13 protein-coding genes and 2 tRNA genes are annotated in these 16,725 nt (G+C 45.2%); 8 read left to right on the forward strand and 7 right to left on the reverse strand.

Translation table 11 applies throughout. The annotated features are described in order from the left end of the window. Positions 1-42: 42 nt before the first annotated feature. Together ACQKCP_RS12845 and ACQKCP_RS12850 are read left to right on the forward strand one after the other, a co-directional pair. On the forward strand, positions 43-372 hold the full coding sequence (locus ACQKCP_RS12845; RefSeq protein ID WP_339726770.1) for a hypothetical protein: 330 nt from the start codon (positions 43-45) through the stop codon (positions 370-372). Continuing rightward, positions 373-1,290 carry a class II glutamine amidotransferase gene (locus ACQKCP_RS12850; RefSeq protein ID WP_427612593.1) on the forward strand — a complete coding sequence of 306 codons (918 nt, stop codon included), beginning with the start codon at positions 373-375 and terminating at the stop codon, positions 1,288-1,290. Positions 1,291-1,314: 24 nt separating this feature from the next. Here the strand turns inward: ACQKCP_RS12850 and ACQKCP_RS12855 are convergent, their stop codons facing one another. After that, positions 1,315-1,905 carry a YchJ family protein gene (locus ACQKCP_RS12855; RefSeq protein WP_427612594.1) on the reverse strand — a complete coding sequence of 197 codons (591 nt, stop codon included), beginning with the start codon at positions 1,903-1,905 and terminating at the stop codon, positions 1,315-1,317. A 59-nt stretch (positions 1,906-1,964) separates the two neighbouring features. Beyond that, positions 1,965-2,681, reverse strand: coding sequence for a metal-dependent hydrolase (locus tag ACQKCP_RS12860; protein WP_427612595.1), 717 nt, complete (start codon positions 2,679-2,681; stop codon positions 1,965-1,967). A 126-nt stretch (positions 2,682-2,807) separates the two neighbouring features. Here ACQKCP_RS12860 and ACQKCP_RS12865 point away from each other — a divergent pair, with 126 nt between their 5' ends. Both ACQKCP_RS12865 and ACQKCP_RS12870 read left to right on the forward strand, forming a co-directional pair. Beyond that, positions 2,808-3,878 carry a DUF3025 domain-containing protein gene (locus ACQKCP_RS12865; protein WP_427612596.1) on the forward strand — a complete coding sequence of 357 codons (1,071 nt, stop codon included), beginning with the start codon at positions 2,808-2,810 and terminating at the stop codon, positions 3,876-3,878. 296 nt (positions 3,879-4,174) lie between these two features. Further along, positions 4,175-7,012, forward strand: a complete 2,838-nt coding sequence (locus tag ACQKCP_RS12870; protein WP_427612597.1) for an aconitate hydratase — start codon at positions 4,175-4,177, stop codon at positions 7,010-7,012. Positions 7,013-7,112: 100 nt separating this feature from the next. Here ACQKCP_RS12870 and ACQKCP_RS12875 read toward each other — a convergent pair whose 3' ends face one another. The 5 genes from ACQKCP_RS12875 to gltX all read right to left on the reverse strand — a co-directional run bounded on the left by ACQKCP_RS12875 (position 7,113) and on the right by gltX (position 10,531). Further along, entirely contained in the window at positions 7,113-7,766 is a 654-nt protein-coding gene (locus ACQKCP_RS12875) for a LysE family translocator (protein ID WP_427612598.1), read from the reverse strand. 291 nt (positions 7,767-8,057) lie between these two features. After that, positions 8,058-8,133 (reverse strand) — tRNA-Glu (locus ACQKCP_RS12880). A gap of 148 nt (positions 8,134-8,281) precedes the next feature. Further along, positions 8,282-8,357: transfer RNA gene (locus tag ACQKCP_RS12885), tRNA-Ala, on the reverse strand. Between the two features lie 122 nt (positions 8,358-8,479). Beyond that, positions 8,480-8,845, reverse strand: a complete 366-nt coding sequence (locus ACQKCP_RS12890) for a hypothetical protein (RefSeq protein ID WP_427612599.1) — start codon at positions 8,843-8,845, stop codon at positions 8,480-8,482. Between the two features lie 159 nt (positions 8,846-9,004). Then, complete coding sequence (gltX, locus tag ACQKCP_RS12895) at positions 9,005-10,531, reverse strand: glutamate--tRNA ligase (protein WP_427612618.1); 1,527 nt, start codon at positions 10,529-10,531, stop codon at positions 9,005-9,007. Between the two features lie 364 nt (positions 10,532-10,895). On the opposite strand from gltX, the gene rsmH reads away from it, so the two are divergent. The 4 genes from rsmH (at position 10,896) to ACQKCP_RS12915 (ending at position 16,708) form a co-directional block, all read left to right on the forward strand. Continuing rightward, on the forward strand, positions 10,896-11,930 hold the full coding sequence (gene rsmH / locus ACQKCP_RS12900) for a 16S rRNA (cytosine(1402)-N(4))-methyltransferase RsmH (RefSeq protein ID WP_427612619.1): 1,035 nt from the start codon (positions 10,896-10,898) through the stop codon (positions 11,928-11,930). 429 nt (positions 11,931-12,359) lie between these two features. Beyond that, positions 12,360-12,842 (forward strand): cell division protein FtsL, encoded by a 483-nt coding sequence (gene ftsL / locus ACQKCP_RS12905; RefSeq protein WP_394125029.1) that lies wholly within the window; start codon positions 12,360-12,362, stop codon positions 12,840-12,842. Continuing rightward, positions 12,839-14,929, forward strand: a complete 2,091-nt coding sequence (locus ACQKCP_RS12910; protein ID WP_427612600.1) for a peptidoglycan D,D-transpeptidase FtsI family protein — start codon at positions 12,839-12,841, stop codon at positions 14,927-14,929. Before ftsL ends, ACQKCP_RS12910 begins: the two co-directional genes overlap by 4 nt. A gap of 66 nt (positions 14,930-14,995) precedes the next feature. Then, entirely contained in the window at positions 14,996-16,708 is a 1,713-nt protein-coding gene (locus tag ACQKCP_RS12915; protein ID WP_427612601.1) for a UDP-N-acetylmuramoyl-L-alanyl-D-glutamate--2,6-diaminopimelate ligase, read from the forward strand. Positions 16,709-16,725 lie beyond the last annotated feature (17 nt).

The following is a 16,725-nucleotide window of genomic DNA, read 5'->3' on the forward strand; positions in this document are numbered from 1 at the left end:
TGCTAGTACTAATTTTAGTACCGAAACCTTAGAGGCGACCCTATGACCGATCAAGTTGATAACTGGCACAAACTGGCGCGCTACGATACCAATATGCAAGGTGAGCTGCACGCCAACCTATTACGTAATAATGGCATTACCGTGTCCTTGCAGCCGCTAAGCGCTATCCCTGGGATGAACTCGGGTATCGTTCTTTGGGTAGAAAGTACCGATCTGGCAGAAGCTCAGCGCATTTTGGATACCATCCCAACTGATGGTGCGGCCTTACTAGATGAAATGAGTGATGCTGACTTTGATGCGCTATCTGCTGCTCAAAGCAATCCTACTCAAGGTAACTCGATAATAGACGACAATAACGGCGGTAATGATTAAATGTGTCAACTCTTAGGAATGAACTGTAATACCCCAACGGATATTGGCTTTAGCTTTGCAGGATTTCGCAAGCGCGGCGGGATGACGGACAGTCATGAAGATGGCTTTGGTATTGCCTTTTTTGAGCGCAGCGAATGCAGCAATAATGACAAAACCGATGAGACGGCAAATGACTCAACGGGTCTGCGTTTGTTTCATGATAATCGTCCAAGCCATCTGTCGCCAGTCGCTGACTTGGTCAATAACTATCCAATCAAAGCCATGAACGTCATTGCGCATATTCGCAAAGCGACGCAAGGGCAAAACTGCTTGGCAAACACCCATCCATTCGTCCGTGAAGTATGGGGCGAGCAGTGGGTGTTTGCGCACAATGGACAGATGAATAGCGAATTTATCAAACGCTGTCAGCGCTTACAAGACAATGGCAATGCCTCACACTGTCAGCCAGTTGGTTCAACTGATTCTGAAATGGCATTTTGCTATCTGGTCAATCGTCTAAAGAGCAGCTTTAAGTCACGCCCTGATGACAAGACACTGTTTAATTTTTTGACCACGCAATGTCGTTATCTATCGGCCAATGGGTTATTTAATTGCTTGATATCGAATGGCAGGTGGCAACTGGCTTATGCGGGCAGCTTACTGTTTTATCTCACGCGTAAAGCACCATTTGGTGAAGCGAAACTCGCTGATGATGATATGGCGATTAACTTTGGTGATGTGACCACAGACACGGATAAAGTTACTATTCTAGTCACCGTGCCACTGACTGAAAATGAGAAATGGCAGCAATTGGCTGTCAATGAATGCTTAATCTTTCAAGATGGTGATGTCATTTATAAAGACAGCCCAAGCCAGCGTAAATTTTTGACCGTTGATGAAGGCATTGCGATTGCACGCGCGGTTGGGGCGAGTGTTTAACGGTCACTGGATATTTAACATCGTTTAAATATACCCTCCACAACACCGTTTAAACTTCTCACCAGATCCACAAATACACGGTTGCTTTTGGCTGATATTCATCGCAACCGTCGGATCTAAGAAGTACCAGCGCGCATCATGACTAGTTTTGTCTTTTATCTTTACGAAAGCAGACAGTTCATGATGTGCCTGTATTTTTTCTGCTAAACCACTTGTTGTTTCCTCAGGGCTTTTAAAATAAGCCTTAAATTCAACCTGTGCATGACGTTTACCAAGCTTTGGCGTGTGCTCTACAATCTCTAGTCCTGCCCAATCTGTCTCTTTGGCCCAACTTTCAATCGCTGCAACATCAAGTAATGCTTGCTGAGCAGGCACTGTGGTCTTGACGATATACTCTGGTTTCACCAATGCAAAGGCACTATAGCGCGTGCGCATAAGCCGTTTGGCTGTCTCCGCTTTTATACCATCTGCTTTGTCAACCTCATTATTATAAAAAGCACCATTATAAAAAGCATCATGATAGGGCTGACAGCAGTCTTGATAGGATAGCGGAGCGTTTGCCGTCTCTGCTGTTAGATTGATTTGGCAAGGGCAAGTATCTGGGTAAGATTGCATGTTTTACTCTAATTTTTGTTTGAGCTTATTCGTTTAGGCTTAATGGTCTTTTGATAACTTTATTGCAGCATGCTTTTTATTAATTCTGGCAATATACCGACCTTAAGCTGCGCCCATGCGGAAGGATCACTTAGTCGTGACCAAAACATCTCAAAAGGCGGAGCGGCATATACCAGTAGCGCCAGAATAGTATATAAGAGCAAATACCACCATTTGTCTTTTGGCTGATAAAACTTCATCGCTGTACCCGATGAGCGCTTCATTTTCATATTGGACAAATTGACACTATACAGCTCGTCCAATGACAAATGTACCATCGCGCCCCCAAATAAAAACAGTCCATAAAACCAGCTAGTCGTCAGTGGTAGGTGCAAACCATAATAACTTAGGCACGTCAGACCCAATCCCAGTATCGCCATATACGGCACAGAATGGATGACACCGCGATGCACAGTCATAGTGGTAAAGATATGAAATACCACGTAACGCATAAAACCGTAGCCTGTCAGCCACAATACTATCAATGCCAGTAAGCTCAAATCACTACGCCAGTGCATGACCAGACCAAAGGCAAATATAAACGAGGTGATATTAAAACCGAGCTTAATCGGTGTTGAATTATCAGAATCCAAGTCTGGCAACAACCCGCCGATAGTACCAAGCGCCACGCACACCAAAAACCCTGAATCATCAATCAATCCAGCTTTATAAACCGTCAAACTCAGTGTGCCGCTGACCATAAAAGCGACATTTAAGTGGGTATTAAAATTTGCCATAAAACTCATTCATCCATAGCGCTCAAAAAGTCCTTTCGAGCGGCGTATCTAGCAGTAAAAAAGCGCACCATGATACCATAGACCGTCCATACGTCTAATAGAGATAGCCTGTAAGAGAGAGCTTCTATGCCTGCCAGTGATTTACCCGCCACAATTGACTCCGTTACTAATATTAAGCAGCTGCCTGTAGTAGAAGGTCAGCTTGATCACAGCTTTGCTGCTATTGATTGGCAAGCGCCTTGGTTGTCGCATATCACTCAATTGGGTTATATCAGCAATACGATTGAACGCCTTAGTCGCTCAGAACCGCAGAGGAATAGCTTGGATGGTTCGAATGATTCAGAAGGTTTGGATAATGTGAAAAGCCTAGATGAGCACGATATAAATGCTTTTGACATCAATACGCCTGACACGATTGCCAAAGTCTTAAAAACGGCGATGATGCAGCAGGCTGAATATTTGCAACAGCCGTTACCTCATACTAAACCTGCTCATGATTACAAATCTCAGACGCTACAGTTCGTCTCTCAAAATGCATTGCCTGAAGGGGAAGCCTATGAGCATTTCATCGGCACAACTGGCAATATCCCGACGCGTGATAACTTACATGACTTGTTTAACGGCAGCATTTGGCTGACCTTTCCGAAGACTAAAGCTATACTCAATTACTACCATATGCTAGAAATCGCTAAGCAGGGTATTAGTGAGCGTCGAGGGCGTGTGCGCGACACTATTACTGTCTTTGATGAGAATGGCGCAGTGCTGGTGACTTCTGATGCTAGTATCGGTGAGGCGTTGGTTGATTTTGACTGGCAGGCAAGTTTGGTGAAGCCGCGCGCTAAATGGGACAACCCAACCCAGCCTGATAATAGCGCTCAGGCAGCAGTCTATATCTTTGGCCATGCTCTGCTTGAGCAGTTGGTACATCCTCGCAAACCATTATGCGCTCACAGCATTGTCATTCACGTTGCACAAGAATTCTTTACCTTATCATTAGCTGAACGTATGCGCTATTTGGATGACAAGGTTGCCAAATACATGGACACATTGTTATCCAATGATGACGTCAAGCCGCGCCAGCTTGCGCCGTTACCGATTTTAGGGGTACCACATTTTTGGGCAGAAAATGCCGATACTGGATTCTATGAGGACAGCTACGTATTTCGCAGTGGACGACGTAAAAAAGATAAAAATTAAATAGGAATAAATCATTTAAAGATAGCTCGCTAAACCGTTGTTACGTTTACGATTGTGCCACGATTCGACAACGTCCAGACGTTAACAAAGCCTTGTATGTTTGTTATGGTAAAAGGGAGTTTCTGTTAATCACTACAGATATGATTATCTCTTTTGTTAACACTGACTTCTATCAGACAGTTTTGCGAAACTGCTCTGCTGATCCAAGACAGATCAATCATTTATTGAGCCACTAGTCATACATAAACTTATAATAATTTATGTCCAGGATTTATAACAACGATAAGGAAGCTATCATGAGTGATATTTTTGATGTAAAAGACACCCTTTCGGTTGCTGGCAAGGAACATGCCTATTACAGCCTGCCAAAGCTGACCGAAACTTATGAGCATATCAAGACACTACCATTTTGTATGAAAGTGGTATTAGAAAATCTATTGCGTAACGAAGACGGCGGTCAGTCGGTTGGCAAAAACCATATCGAAGCGGTTGCCAACTGGGATGCAGGGGCTGAGGCATCAAAAGAAATCGCCTTTATGCCAGCGCGTGTGGTATTGCAGGATTTCACTGGTGTACCTTCAGTAGTCGATTTGGCGGCGATGCGTGATGCAGTGGTCGAGCTTGGCGGAAAGGCTGAGCAGATCAATCCGTTTATCCCTAGTGAGCTGGTCGTCGATCACTCTGTACAGGTCGATGCTTATGGCCGCGAAGATGCGCTAGATTTGAACGAAAAGATTGAATTTAAGCGTAATAATGAGCGCTATGAGTTTTTGCATTGGGGCAAGCAAGCCTTTGAAAACTTCGTCGTGGTGCCACCAGCGACAGGTATCGTGCATCAGGTCAACCTTGAGTATCTAGCCCGTGTCGTGATGGCAGCAGACGTCGATGGCGAGCTGACAGCTTATCCAGATACAGTATTTGGTACAGATAGCCATACTACGATGATTAATGGTATTGGCGTACTTGGTTGGGGTGTGGGCGGTATCGAAGCTGAAGCTGCGATGCTGGGTCAACCGTCATCGATGCTGATTCCACAGGTAGTCGGTTTTGAGTTAAAAGGTAAGTTAACCGAAGGCGTCACGGCGACCGATTTGGTATTACGTGTGGTTGAGATGTTGCGCGCACATGGCGTAGTGGGCAAGTTCGTCGAGTTTTATGGCGAAGGCTTACACAGTATGCCGCTAGCGGATCGCGCCACCATTGCCAACATGTCACCAGAGTATGGTGCGACTTGTGGTATTTTCCCAATTGACCAAATGGCGATTGATTACCTGCGTCTATCAGGTCGTGACGAAGAGCAGATTGAACTGGTTGAAAAATATGCTAAGGCGCAAGGCTTATGGCACGATGCCGATACACCTGCGGCGACTTATTCAAGCAAATTAGAACTAGATTTGTCATCAGTACAACCAGCACTAGCAGGGCCAAACTTGCCACAGCAGCGTATCAATTTGTCTGATATGCATGAAAAGTTTGGCGAAACGTTAGAGAGAATGACCAAAGATCGGAAGTCAGAAGTAGAAGGCAAAGTACGCTTTGATCAAGAAGGCGGTGAGCAAGAGCAAGCTGAACACTTAGCGGCTGAACCGAATATCGAAGTTGATACCAGTGATGACAATGCAGGTTATGCGCCAGCAAACAATGTCTTCTCAAATGTCAGCATCGATGATAAGCAACACAAACTACGAGACGGGTCGGTAGTTATTGCCGCCATTACTTCTTGTACCAACACATCAAACCCTGCGGTTATGATCGGCGCTGGACTAGTGGCCAAAAAAGCGGCTGCTAAGGGCTTAAAAGCCAAGCCATGGGTCAAAACCTCACTGGCACCGGGTTCTAAAGTCGTTACTGATTATTTAGAAAAAACCCATTTGATGGATGAGCTAGAAAAAACAGGCTTTTACCTCGTTGGTTACGGTTGTACCACTTGTATCGGTAACTCAGGCCCATTGTCAGAAGAGATTGAAAAAGGCATCGAAGAGAACGACTTAGTCGCGGCGGCGGTACTATCTGGTAACCGTAACTTTGAAGGTCGTATTCACTCGCATGTTAAAGCCAGTTACTTAGCATCACCACCGTTGGTTGTTGCTTATGCGCTAGCTGGTACCGTGGATATCGATCTGACCACTCATCCACTAGGCCAAGACCAAGACGGCAATGATGTATTCCTAAAAGATATCTGGCCGACCTCGGAAGAAATTAACGAGTTAATTGCCAATAATATCGATGCTGATATGTTCCGCAAAAACTACGGCGAAGTATTTGACGGTAGTGCAGCGTGGAACGCAATTAGTTCAGCGGATAGCCAATTGTATCCATGGGATGAAGGGTCAACGTATATTAAAAACCCACCGTTCTTTGATGGTATGACCATGGAGCCAGAAGGCATCCCTGATATCGAAGGCGCGCGTATCCTAGGTCTATTTGGTGACTCGATTACTACCGATCATATCTCACCAGCAGGTAATATCGATCCAGACTCACCAGCAGGTAAGTACTTGCAAGAGCGCGGTGTGATGGAAGCAGACTTCAACAGCTATGGCTCACGCCGTGGTAACGATGCAGTCATGACTCGTGGTACCTTTGCCAATATCCGTATCAAAAACACCATGATGGGTGGTAAAGAAGGCGGTTATACCTATTACTTCAAAGATGACAGCGCTACGCTACAAGATGGCGAAGAAATGCCTATCTATAATGCAGCGATGAAGTATAAAGAAGATAAGCGTCCGCTCGTCGTACTGGGTGGGTCAGAGTATGGTTCTGGTTCGAGCCGTGATTGGGCAGCTAAAGGCACTATCTTGCTAGGCGTAAAAGCGGTGTTAACTAGCTCGTTTGAGCGTATTCACCGTTCAAACCTAGTCGGTATGGGTGTATTGCCATTGACGTTTAAAGACGGTCAAAATGCAGAGACTTACAAACTAGATGGTTCTGAAGTGCTCAGTATCACGGGTCTGGACAATGGTGAGAGCAAAACAGCCACGGTTACGGCTACACGTGCTGACGGAACGGCAGAAACCTTTGAGGTAAATGTCGGTCTACAAACGCCAAAAGAGCGCGAATATGTGCGTCATGGCGGCGTATTACACTATGTACTACGTCAATTGGCTGCTGAGAGCAAAGAAGCAGGCTAGCAATTAGTTAAGCTTTATATGACAAAAAGCCCAATCTCCTTCAAAGTAGGGGATTGGGCTTTTTTATGGAAGACGTTTTTTCTTCTTGTTACTTTACTTTTTAAGTCTTCTCAGTCAACAGCTTAATTCCTAGCCCCATAAATACGACACCACTTATTTTATTCATCATGGATTCAATCTTTGGTTTCTCTCTTAGTTTTTTGCTGAACTTTGACGCCAATAGCGCCAAACATAAGCACCATACAAAACCAGTGGTAGCAAAGGTCAGCCCTAGCATTAGAAATGACAGCATGCCATAAGCATAACTAGCATCGATAAACTGAGGGAAGAACGCCAAGAAGAATAAAGCGACTTTTGGGTTAAAAGTATTGGTCAACACACCTTGCTTATATATTTGCCAACCATCTACAGCCTTTCGGCTAGTCACGTTCGGATCTTTGGATAAATTGTTTGCTATCGAGCTCGAGTTTTTGCTCAGTAGCATTTTTAGACCCAAATAGCACAAGTAAGCCGCACCGATATATTTGACAATCATGAAAGCGATAGGGGAGTTGGCAAGTAACACGGACAATCCTAGCGCCGCCAATAACGTATGTACCAAAATACCCGAAGTAATGCCAAGAACAGAATAAAACCCTGCTGTTTGCCCCTGTGAAATACTACGGGTAATAATGTACATGCTATCCGTACCTGGCGTTAGGTTTAACAAAATAGCCGCCAAGATAAACCCTAGATAATTCTCGATACCAAACATCGCAATCACTTCCCTTTAATTACGCTAAGCCCATCATTTATAGTAGGTAGGTGCGCTTTATAAATACGCTTATCAGGTCGATATTAACGAGTATTAGATAGGTTGGCAATAGCGCTATCAACACTAAGCTAGCAGCTATTAATAATAAGCTAACGACAATAGAATAGAGGATGTTGAGAAACGACAGACATAAAAAAGCCCAATCACCGTATGATGACTGGGCTTTTTTATTGTTCGCTTATTAGTCTAACCTGATGCTAAGCAAAAGTGCTAATAAGTGACGCCGAATAGTGGCGTCCCCAGGGGGATTCGAACCCCCGTTACCGCCGTGAAAGGGCGGTGTCCTAGGCCTCTAGACGATGGGGACGCATAGAGTGTTATAACCAGTGGTTACAACGGTACTTCACAATATCAGATAGCTTAGTAAATAAGCATTGCCTAGGTGCTGATATCGTCCTACTAGCGAGTATTTATTATTACGTTTCAGTAATACTGAGCGTTGCTATAAATAAGTATGGTGGAGCTAAACGGAGTCGAACCGTTGACCCCTTGCATGCCATGCAAGTGCTCTACCAACTGAGCTATAGCCCCTCGCTAAGAGTGTGCGTATTTTATGTAAGAGCGGCAGTCTTGTCAACAACTATTTTAAAAATAATGCATAAATATGCAAAAAAAAGTGATTTAGCCTATTTTAAAGGCTCAACAAGCCCAAATTAGCGTGGATTTTGCTTCAGCGCGATCTCTTTGATGGCTTTATCGGTATAAAACTCTTCTTCGCTGCCATCAGAAAAAATAATCGCACAGCATTCAGTTGGCATATATTGACCGCCTTTCTCTCGGATCGTTCTGATACCTTTGACGCCGATGATGTCATATTTGCCCAATTTATCTAGATTATGCTTGGTGTAACCACAGTAAGTGCTGTATATCCATTTTAAATCTTCGAAGTCTTGACCCTTGGTCAGGGTCAAAGTTGCATCAAACAGTTCCTTTATGATGGCATCATAATATTTCTGTGCCTCTTTAAGCGTGTTAAAGACATAATCTTTGCTTTCTATTGTGACGGTTTTGGCGGCCATGTTTATTTCCAATTAAAATATTTAACGAAAGACGTTTAATAGTACGAGGGTAATTGTACTGATTAACAACGAAAAAAGGGCCAGAGATGGCCTGACCCTTTTACATTCGACAAGTTTAGCTAGTTAACTGTTTAGTAGATAAGTTATTCAGCCTCTAAACTATTCAGCAGCAGCTAAGAAATCTGGCAATTCTGCCGCTTGCTTCTCAAGTTTTTTCAGTTTCTTTTTACCGAGACCGCCTAATACATCAACTGCATGACGCAAGCGAGTCAATGTCATGTCAGCGCCGATAATCGCCATAGAGTTCATGACTGGCGTCGATGAGGTACTACCAGCGATAGCGATAAAGAACGGCGCCATAAAATCACGCATCTTAATATCCAGGTGAGCAGCAAGGCCTTTTAGCGTGGCATAAATGTTTTCTTCTGACCACGTCGGCAGGACTTCTAATTGCCAAAGCGCTAATTGCAGCATCTCGATGATTTGCTCAGGGGTGAGCGATTTATGAGTGAAGCTCTCAGCATTGATATCAGGTAGGTTTTGGAAGTAGAAACCACCCCAATTAACCGCATCAGATAATAGCTCGATACGTGGCTGAATTGCGGCTGCGATAGCGGTTAGTTTGTCACTGTTGCTAGCCCATTCAAGGATTTTATTCTTTAATTCTTCAGGGCTAAGCGCACGTAGCCATTCTGCATTGAGCCAGTTTAGCTTTTCGATATCGAAGATAGGGCCACCAAGCGACACACGCTGAATATCAAAGCTGGCAATCATTTCTTCTAGTGTGAACTGCTCAGCATCATTGGGCATTGAGTAGCCCATACGACCGAGATAGTTTAGCAGCGCTTCAGGCAGCACGCCTGCATCACGATAGTAGGTGATAGAGGTTGGGTTTTTACGTTTAGACAGTTTTGATTTATCAGGGTTACGCAGTAGCGGCATGTGGCAAAGTGTCGGCATTTCCCAACCAAAATAATCATAAAGTAGTTGATGCTTAGGCGCAGAGTTCAGCCACTCTTCACCGCGCATCACATGGGTGATTTCCATCAAATGGTCATCGACGACGTTGGCTAAATGATACGTTGGCATGCCGTCTGTTTTTAGCAGTACTTGCATATCGACTTGAGTCCAAGGGAACTCAACGGTGCCACGTAGCATGTCTTGTACCTGACAAGTGCCTTCGGTCGGTACACGCATACGAATCACGTGCGGTTTGCCCTCGCTTACCAATTGCTCAGTTTTTTCTGGTGCAAGATGGGCACAGCGACCATCATAACGAGGGGTTTCGCCATTGGCCATTTGTTCAGCGCGCATGGCATCTAACTCTTCACTGGTACAAAAACAGCGGAACGCATGGTCTTTTTCTATGAGTATCTCAGCGTGCTTTTTATAGATATCGCTACGCTCGCTCTGACGATAAGGGGCGTGTGGGCCGCCAATATCTGGGCCCTCGCTCCAATCTAGACCAACCCAACGTAGGGCATCCAAAATCATTTGTTCTGATTGCTCAGTCGAGCGAGTCTGGTCGGTGTCTTCGATACGTAAGATGAATTCGCCGCCGTGAGCTTTGGCAAAAGCCAAGTTAAACAGGGCAATATAGGCAGTACCTACGTGCGGGAAGCCAGTTGGTGATGGGGCGATACGCGTACGTACAGGGCGCGTGCTGTCAGTAGAGGTTTGCATGATAAAAGTCTCAAAGTTTGCTATCGATATAAGCTATCAGTATAAATAGCGATGAAAGATATGAAGTCGATGTTAAGAAATAGCGTAAAATATAGCGCTAGTATAACAGAGACATGTGATATTTTTAATGAAAAGCCCTTCTAGAGCTTGACTACAGGTGTATCCTTGCGATAATAATGCTAAGCAAGTCATAACTTGTTTATTTTCATCTAATTACTGGCCAGTATGGTCGTCATCTATTGAGTTGTTTGTGTCCCTATCAAAGTCTAAGCCAAAATCGAAAGCCAGTCCTTCTGCCGCCGCTGATCTCTCTGAGTCAGTGCCTAATCCTTCTGCTGTAAAGGATGCGTCTACGCAAGATGTCGATCTGGATGTTACTCACGCCCGTCATGAGGGCGATATCACGTCTGATGAATTAAGTTTTGTCCATGATGCGGTACTGTTGCAAGAGACTGTCGCTGCAGTACTCGGCGTAAAATCCTTGCCCAAGCAAAAAGAAGGCGACCAAAATAGCTTAAATATAAGTGGTATCTATGTTGATGCAACTTTTGGCCGTGGCGGCCATAGCAGGCTACTATTAAGTCAACTTGCCGATGATGCAACACTGATTGTCTTTGACAAAGATCCGACCGCCATTAGTGTGGCGCAAGAGCTGGCAAGCAATGACAGCCGTGTACGTGTGGTTCATGATAGTTTTGCGACGTTGACCGACAGTCTAGCTGCTATGGGCATCACTGAAGTTGATGGCTTGATGGCGGATTTGGGCATTTCATCACCGCAGATTGATGATGGTAGTCGCGGCTTTAGTTTTATGCGCGACGGGGCAGTAGACATGCGTATGGATACCAGTCGCGGCCAGTCAGTTGCCGAATGGCTCGAGAAAGTCGATGATGAAACGTTGGCCAATGTGCTTTATGAGTTTGGCGAAGAGCGTCATAGCCGCCGTATTGCACGCGCTATCAAACAGATGGAGAGCTACGAGTCTACGCTTGAGCTGGCAGAAGTGATTAAAGTAGCGCATCCCAACTGGCAGCGCGGCAAACATCCAGCCACACAAAGCTTTCAGGCCATGCGTATTTTTATTAATAATGAGCTAGGCGATGTTGACGACTTTTTAGCGCAAAGCATTCCTATCTTAAAGTCAGGCGGACAGCTTGCGGTCATTAGCTTTCACTCATTAGAAGATCGCCGTATCAAGCAGTTTTTGCAGCGCCATAGCAAAGGGCAATATCCAGAAGACGAAAACCTGCCAATGCCGCCGAATCGTCCGCGCTATTTTAGCAAACCAAAACGTGTTGGTCCAAGCAAAGCTGAGACCAGTCAGAATCCGCGCGCGCGTAGTGCATGGCTGCGTATGGCAACGCGTACTGACACAGCTTATGAGCAGACAACAACATTATAGAACAACATGACGCCGCAAGTTATATCTGAGTATGATTAGTGAGTTGTCTAAGATTGCTAATATTTGTCTAAATGATGCGTAAATGTCCTAATGGCTACGCCACTGTTAAAAATCTGTAAATATTGTCTGTTAGGCTCAGCAGTTGGTTTTTATCTGCATGATAGTTGCACAGATTTATATGTAGTATAGCCATGCAACGTGTTTGGTTGTGGTATGACATATTGATAGCCATGAGTTGTAATGATTTATGGCTCCTGAATAAATTAGCTATCGGATGTGATTTTTATATTCGTTTTTTTAGGTTTGGTTTTTACACTTATAAGTGTCTTTAGTTTTATATTTATCAATGGTATGACTGAATAATGACACGTTCATCTTTCGCAATCCGTTATCTACTCTATCGTTTACGTTCACCTTTTTGAGATCGTCATGGCAATATCTGACAAACCTGCGAATCGCCGCACTGCTACACCTTATAATACCGATGTCGGCGAGCTGTTCGTGCGCCGGTTTAATGTGGTGAGCATTTATGTGGTCGTGCTACTGCTATTGGCAGCCACGATTGTATGGAGTGGTATCAAAACTGCCGAAGAAGTTCAGCAATATCATCAGGACTACAAAACCTTGCAAGACATGAAAAAACAAGAACGTAAGCTACAAGTAGAGCATCAGCGTCTATTGATTGAGCAGCAAACCTTTAGCGCCACTCCGCAGATTGCCAGTCGAGCGGTTGCTGAATTGGGTATGTATTCGCCAACATTAAAGGATAAGCTGATTATCCAGCCTGGTGTAGCAACGGCATTGGTGCCAGTGGTTACTGAAGACTCGGATGAAGATTTGAATGACGTCATTGGGCCACGTGCCTCTACCGACATCTCTCCTGAAGAACCAGCGACGGAGGCAGGACAATGAGTGAGAAAAAGCCTAAATCCACCGTAAAAAACACCAGCAAGAAAGCAGCCAGCGGCAAGGTAACCAAACCTCTCCGCCGAGCCAGTGCGGCTAAATCTGGTCAGACGAGTAGCAAGCCTGATAAAGCTGCAAGCAATCGTAAGGCCAAATTGTTTGGTCGCATCAAAAAAAGCGATACCCAAGGCGCTTACACCAGTGTAAAAAACCGCAAAAGCAAAATGGTTTTTTCGAGCAAAGCGTCAGGTGCTTCTGCTCTTGGTGGTTTTGAACAAGACAAAAACCGTTTTCGTATGGTCTGGGGTCTAGCGCTGGTCATATTAGCGCTACTGATTAGCCGCGCCTATTATATTCAGGTTGCCAACGCACAGTTTTATCAGGATAAAGGCAATGAGCTCATTACCAGTGAGCGCACCCAAAAATCTTATCGCGGTATGATTACCGATCGTAATAATCTACCGCTTGCGGTCAGTGCACCGCTCGCGACGGTTTCATTCAGTCCGCATGATTACTCGCGTGAATATTACGAGCTAAAGCGCATTATCATCACCAACCCTAGCAGTCCCCAATTACAGGCACGTATGCAAAAGCGTCTGGATAATATGGACCTGACCAAGCTAGCCGCTGCTGCCAATATCTCGGTCGATGAACTGAAAAAAGTCACGGCAATTGATGACAGTATCGATGTGACCGATGAGAAAGCGGTAAAAGCTGCTTTGCCATCTGGCGCAGGATCGCACTATTTGCCACTGCTTAATAAAGTCACACCTGAGATTGCCCAAAGCGTCAGCTCGCTTGATTTCCCTGGCGTCTACGAAAAGAATTTCTTTCAGCGTTATTATCCACAGCCACAGTCTAATGCACAGCTGCTGGGCTTTATGGGTCAAAACGCCAAAGATCCCGAAGGCGGTTATGAAGGCCGTGCTGGTATTGAGCGTCAGTACGAAAAAGATCTGGCAGGTGATGACGGAAAAGTGCTCGTCCTAAAAGACGCCAAACAAAACAGCCTAAAAGAAATTAAGCAGATCGAGCCAGAAGTACCTGGCAAAGATGTGGCGTTGACGATTGATTCACGCTTACAGTATTTGCTATATAAAGAGCTAGAAAAGGCTGGGCGTTTGCAAAAAGCACGTTGGTCAACGGGTATGATCGTTGACGTACAAACTGGTGAAGTATTAGCACTATCAACATGGCCGTCGTTTAACTCGAACAACCTCAATGAGATGACGGGTGAAAACCAGCGTAACCGCGCACTGTTAGATGTGTTTGAACCAGGTTCGGTGATGAAACCCTTTACCGTTGCGGCAGCGCTAGACTCGGGTAAATATACGCCAACGACCTTGATTGATACCAATCCCGGTTCGATTCGCGTACGTGGCTATACCATTCGAGATCATAATAATTTGGGCATGATTAACATGGCCACGCTACTACAGAAATCTAGTAACGTTGCCTCTACCAAGATTGCGCTATCACTGCCAGCCGATGCTATTAGTAATATGCAACGACAGTTTGGCTTTGGCTCAAAGACTCCATTGCAGTTCCCAGGCGAGGGCAGTGGTTTAATCGTTACGCCAAAAGAAAAAGAAACCTCGCGCCGTGCGACGGTTAGTTATGGTTATGGTCTACAAGTGACATTGGCACAGGTTGCACAGGCGTATTCAGCCCTAGCAGCAGGTGGAGTCATGCATCCATTAACTTTAATTAAAGATGACAAGTCGCAGCCAAGCAAACGCATTATGGCGCATGAGCAGGCAATGTCTATCGTACAGATGCTCGAGAGCGTGACTGAGCCTGGTGGTACGGCAAAAGCCGCTGCCATTGATGGATATCGCGTGGCAGGTAAGACGGGTACGTCACGACGCATCAATCCAGATGGTGGCTATTATACCGACCAGTATCGTAACGTCTTTGCTGGTATGGCGCCTGCATCTAATCCAAAGCTGGTAGGTGTGATGCTTATCGAAGACCCGCGCGGTCAGATTTATGCTGGTCTAACGGTCGCACCTGTCTTCCATAATGTGATGAAAGAAGCATTGCGATTGTATAATGTGCCTTTGGATAAGCCACTAAAAACGGAAGCGCAGTAAGCGTTCAATTATTTTAAATGTCCAGTTCTACTGAGCTGACACGTTTTAACTGTTTAGGATTTATCTATGACTATATCATCGCTAGATAGCGCTACTGTTACTTTACAACAGCTTATAGATGCCAATAAAAGCCAGCAGCAAAAAATGGCTGAGCAGCTTACAGTGATGATAGCAGCATCGATTCAGGAATCATCCAATCAAGTAGGTTCAGATCATTCCCAGTCTATCGCCCATATTCCGTTTCAACAGTTTCGCTTGGATAATCGCCAATTGGAAGTGAACGACGTATTTGTCCTGTTAAAAAGCCAAACAGCCAACCCTCAAAAAAGTCGCGATTATCTACTGCAAGCCGCTGAGCAAGCTGCGTTTATTCTCTCAGAAATTGATCCTAGTATTTTGCTTAGCGAAGCAAAAAATTCCTCAAATGCCAGTAGTGAACCGCAGACAGATAGTATCGCTAGTATGCAGCAAATAGCAGCATTGCCATGCCCGGTCTTATACGTTCCTAACATTCGCGACTTTTTGGGTAGCTTAATTCAAGCGCGCCTGCAATATCAGCAGTCAGTGACTCTACCGACCGTGGTTGCAGTGACTGGTACAAATGGTAAAACAACCATCAGCCAATTAGTAGCACAGCTTACTCAGTTGATGGGTCAGAGTAGCGCGGTGATGGGTACGGCAGGTAATGGTAGACTTGGCGCTCTGGTGCAAGCCAGCCATACCACGGGCGATGCGTTAGCTGTCCAACAGTTCTTGCATCAGATGGGAACAGAGCAGGCAGAAATATTGGCATTAGAGGCCAGCTCTCATGGGTTGGATCAGCAACGTCTACAAGGTATGCCAGTCACTGTGGCGATTTATACCAATTTGAGTCGTGACCATTTAGACTATCATGCTGATATGGCAGAATATGCCGCTGCCAAAGCTAAACTGTTTGATAAAGCCCATTTTCCAAATTTGACCCATGCCATTATCAACATCGATGATGAGCACGCTCAGATTATGTTAGATACGGCAAATGCCAGCGGTTTGACGGTATGGACATACAGTTTGGATTCATCAAAAGCTGCTACTTTTGTTGCCGCTGATATCACACCAAGTCTACAAGGCGTCAAAATAAATCTGCGTACTGATTTTGGCGATGACAAAGCTGACAACATAGAGATTTTCAGTCCATTATTAGGTCGCTTCAATGTAGCCAATTTGCTCGCAGCGATAGCAGCCGTCGTAGCACTCGATGTTGACTTGGCTATGAATATCGAGCGTATTGCGCCTGCTGTTGCAAAGTTGCAAGGTGCAGTTGGGCGTATGCAGCGCGTACCGTCAGATGATGGCTGCTTTATCGTGGATTATGCGCATACTCCAGATGCGCTAAGCCAAGTGCTGGCAAGCTTAAAGACCCACTGTAAAGGTCAGCTTTGGGCAGTATTTGGTTGCGGCGGAGATCGTGATGCAGGCAAGCGACCATTGATGGCGCAAGCAGGTCTGGCAGGTGCTGATCAAGTTGTTTTGACCGCGGATAATCCACGTACCGAAGACCCCAATACGATTTTGCAAGATATGCAGGCTGGTATGACAGCTGAGCAATATCAACGAACCCATATCGAGCCTGCCCGACAAACCGCTATTGAGTATGCAGCTAGTCACTCAAGTGTGGATGATATCGTGGTCATCGCAGGCAAAGGTCACGAAACCTATCAAGAGATTAACAACGTTCGCTATGATTTCGATGACAGTGTTGTTTTGCAGCAGGCATTGAGTCAAGCTGGACGTGTATAGTTTATTGGCTCGCGATG

The sequence above is a fragment of the Psychrobacter sp. NPDC078631 genome (genome assembly GCF_050268165.1).
GTDB lineage: Bacteria > Pseudomonadota > Gammaproteobacteria > Pseudomonadales > Moraxellaceae > Psychrobacter.

Coding starts and splice junctions, on each gene's coding strand:
- ACQKCP_RS12845 (WP_339726770.1), top strand. CDS start 43: ATGACCGATCAAGTTGATAACTGGCACAAACTGGCGCGCTACGATACC.
- ACQKCP_RS12850 (WP_427612593.1), top strand. CDS start 373: ATGTGTCAACTCTTAGGAATGAACTGTAATACCCCAACGGATATTGGC.
- ACQKCP_RS12855 (WP_427612594.1), bottom strand. CDS start 1,905: ATGCAATCTTACCCAGATACTTGCCCTTGCCAAATCAATCTAACAGCA.
- ACQKCP_RS12860 (WP_427612595.1), bottom strand. CDS start 2,681: ATGGCAAATTTTAATACCCACTTAAATGTCGCTTTTATGGTCAGCGGC.
- ACQKCP_RS12865 (WP_427612596.1), top strand. CDS start 2,808: ATGCCTGCCAGTGATTTACCCGCCACAATTGACTCCGTTACTAATATT.
- ACQKCP_RS12870 (WP_427612597.1), top strand. CDS start 4,175: ATGAGTGATATTTTTGATGTAAAAGACACCCTTTCGGTTGCTGGCAAG.
- ACQKCP_RS12875 (WP_427612598.1), bottom strand. CDS start 7,766: ATGTTTGGTATCGAGAATTATCTAGGGTTTATCTTGGCGGCTATTTTG.
- ACQKCP_RS12890 (WP_427612599.1), bottom strand. CDS start 8,845: ATGGCCGCCAAAACCGTCACAATAGAAAGCAAAGATTATGTCTTTAAC.
- ftsL (WP_394125029.1), top strand. CDS start 12,360: ATGGCAATATCTGACAAACCTGCGAATCGCCGCACTGCTACACCTTAT.
- ACQKCP_RS12910 (WP_427612600.1), top strand. CDS start 12,839: ATGAGTGAGAAAAAGCCTAAATCCACCGTAAAAAACACCAGCAAGAAA.
- ACQKCP_RS12915 (WP_427612601.1), top strand. CDS start 14,996: ATGACTATATCATCGCTAGATAGCGCTACTGTTACTTTACAACAGCTT.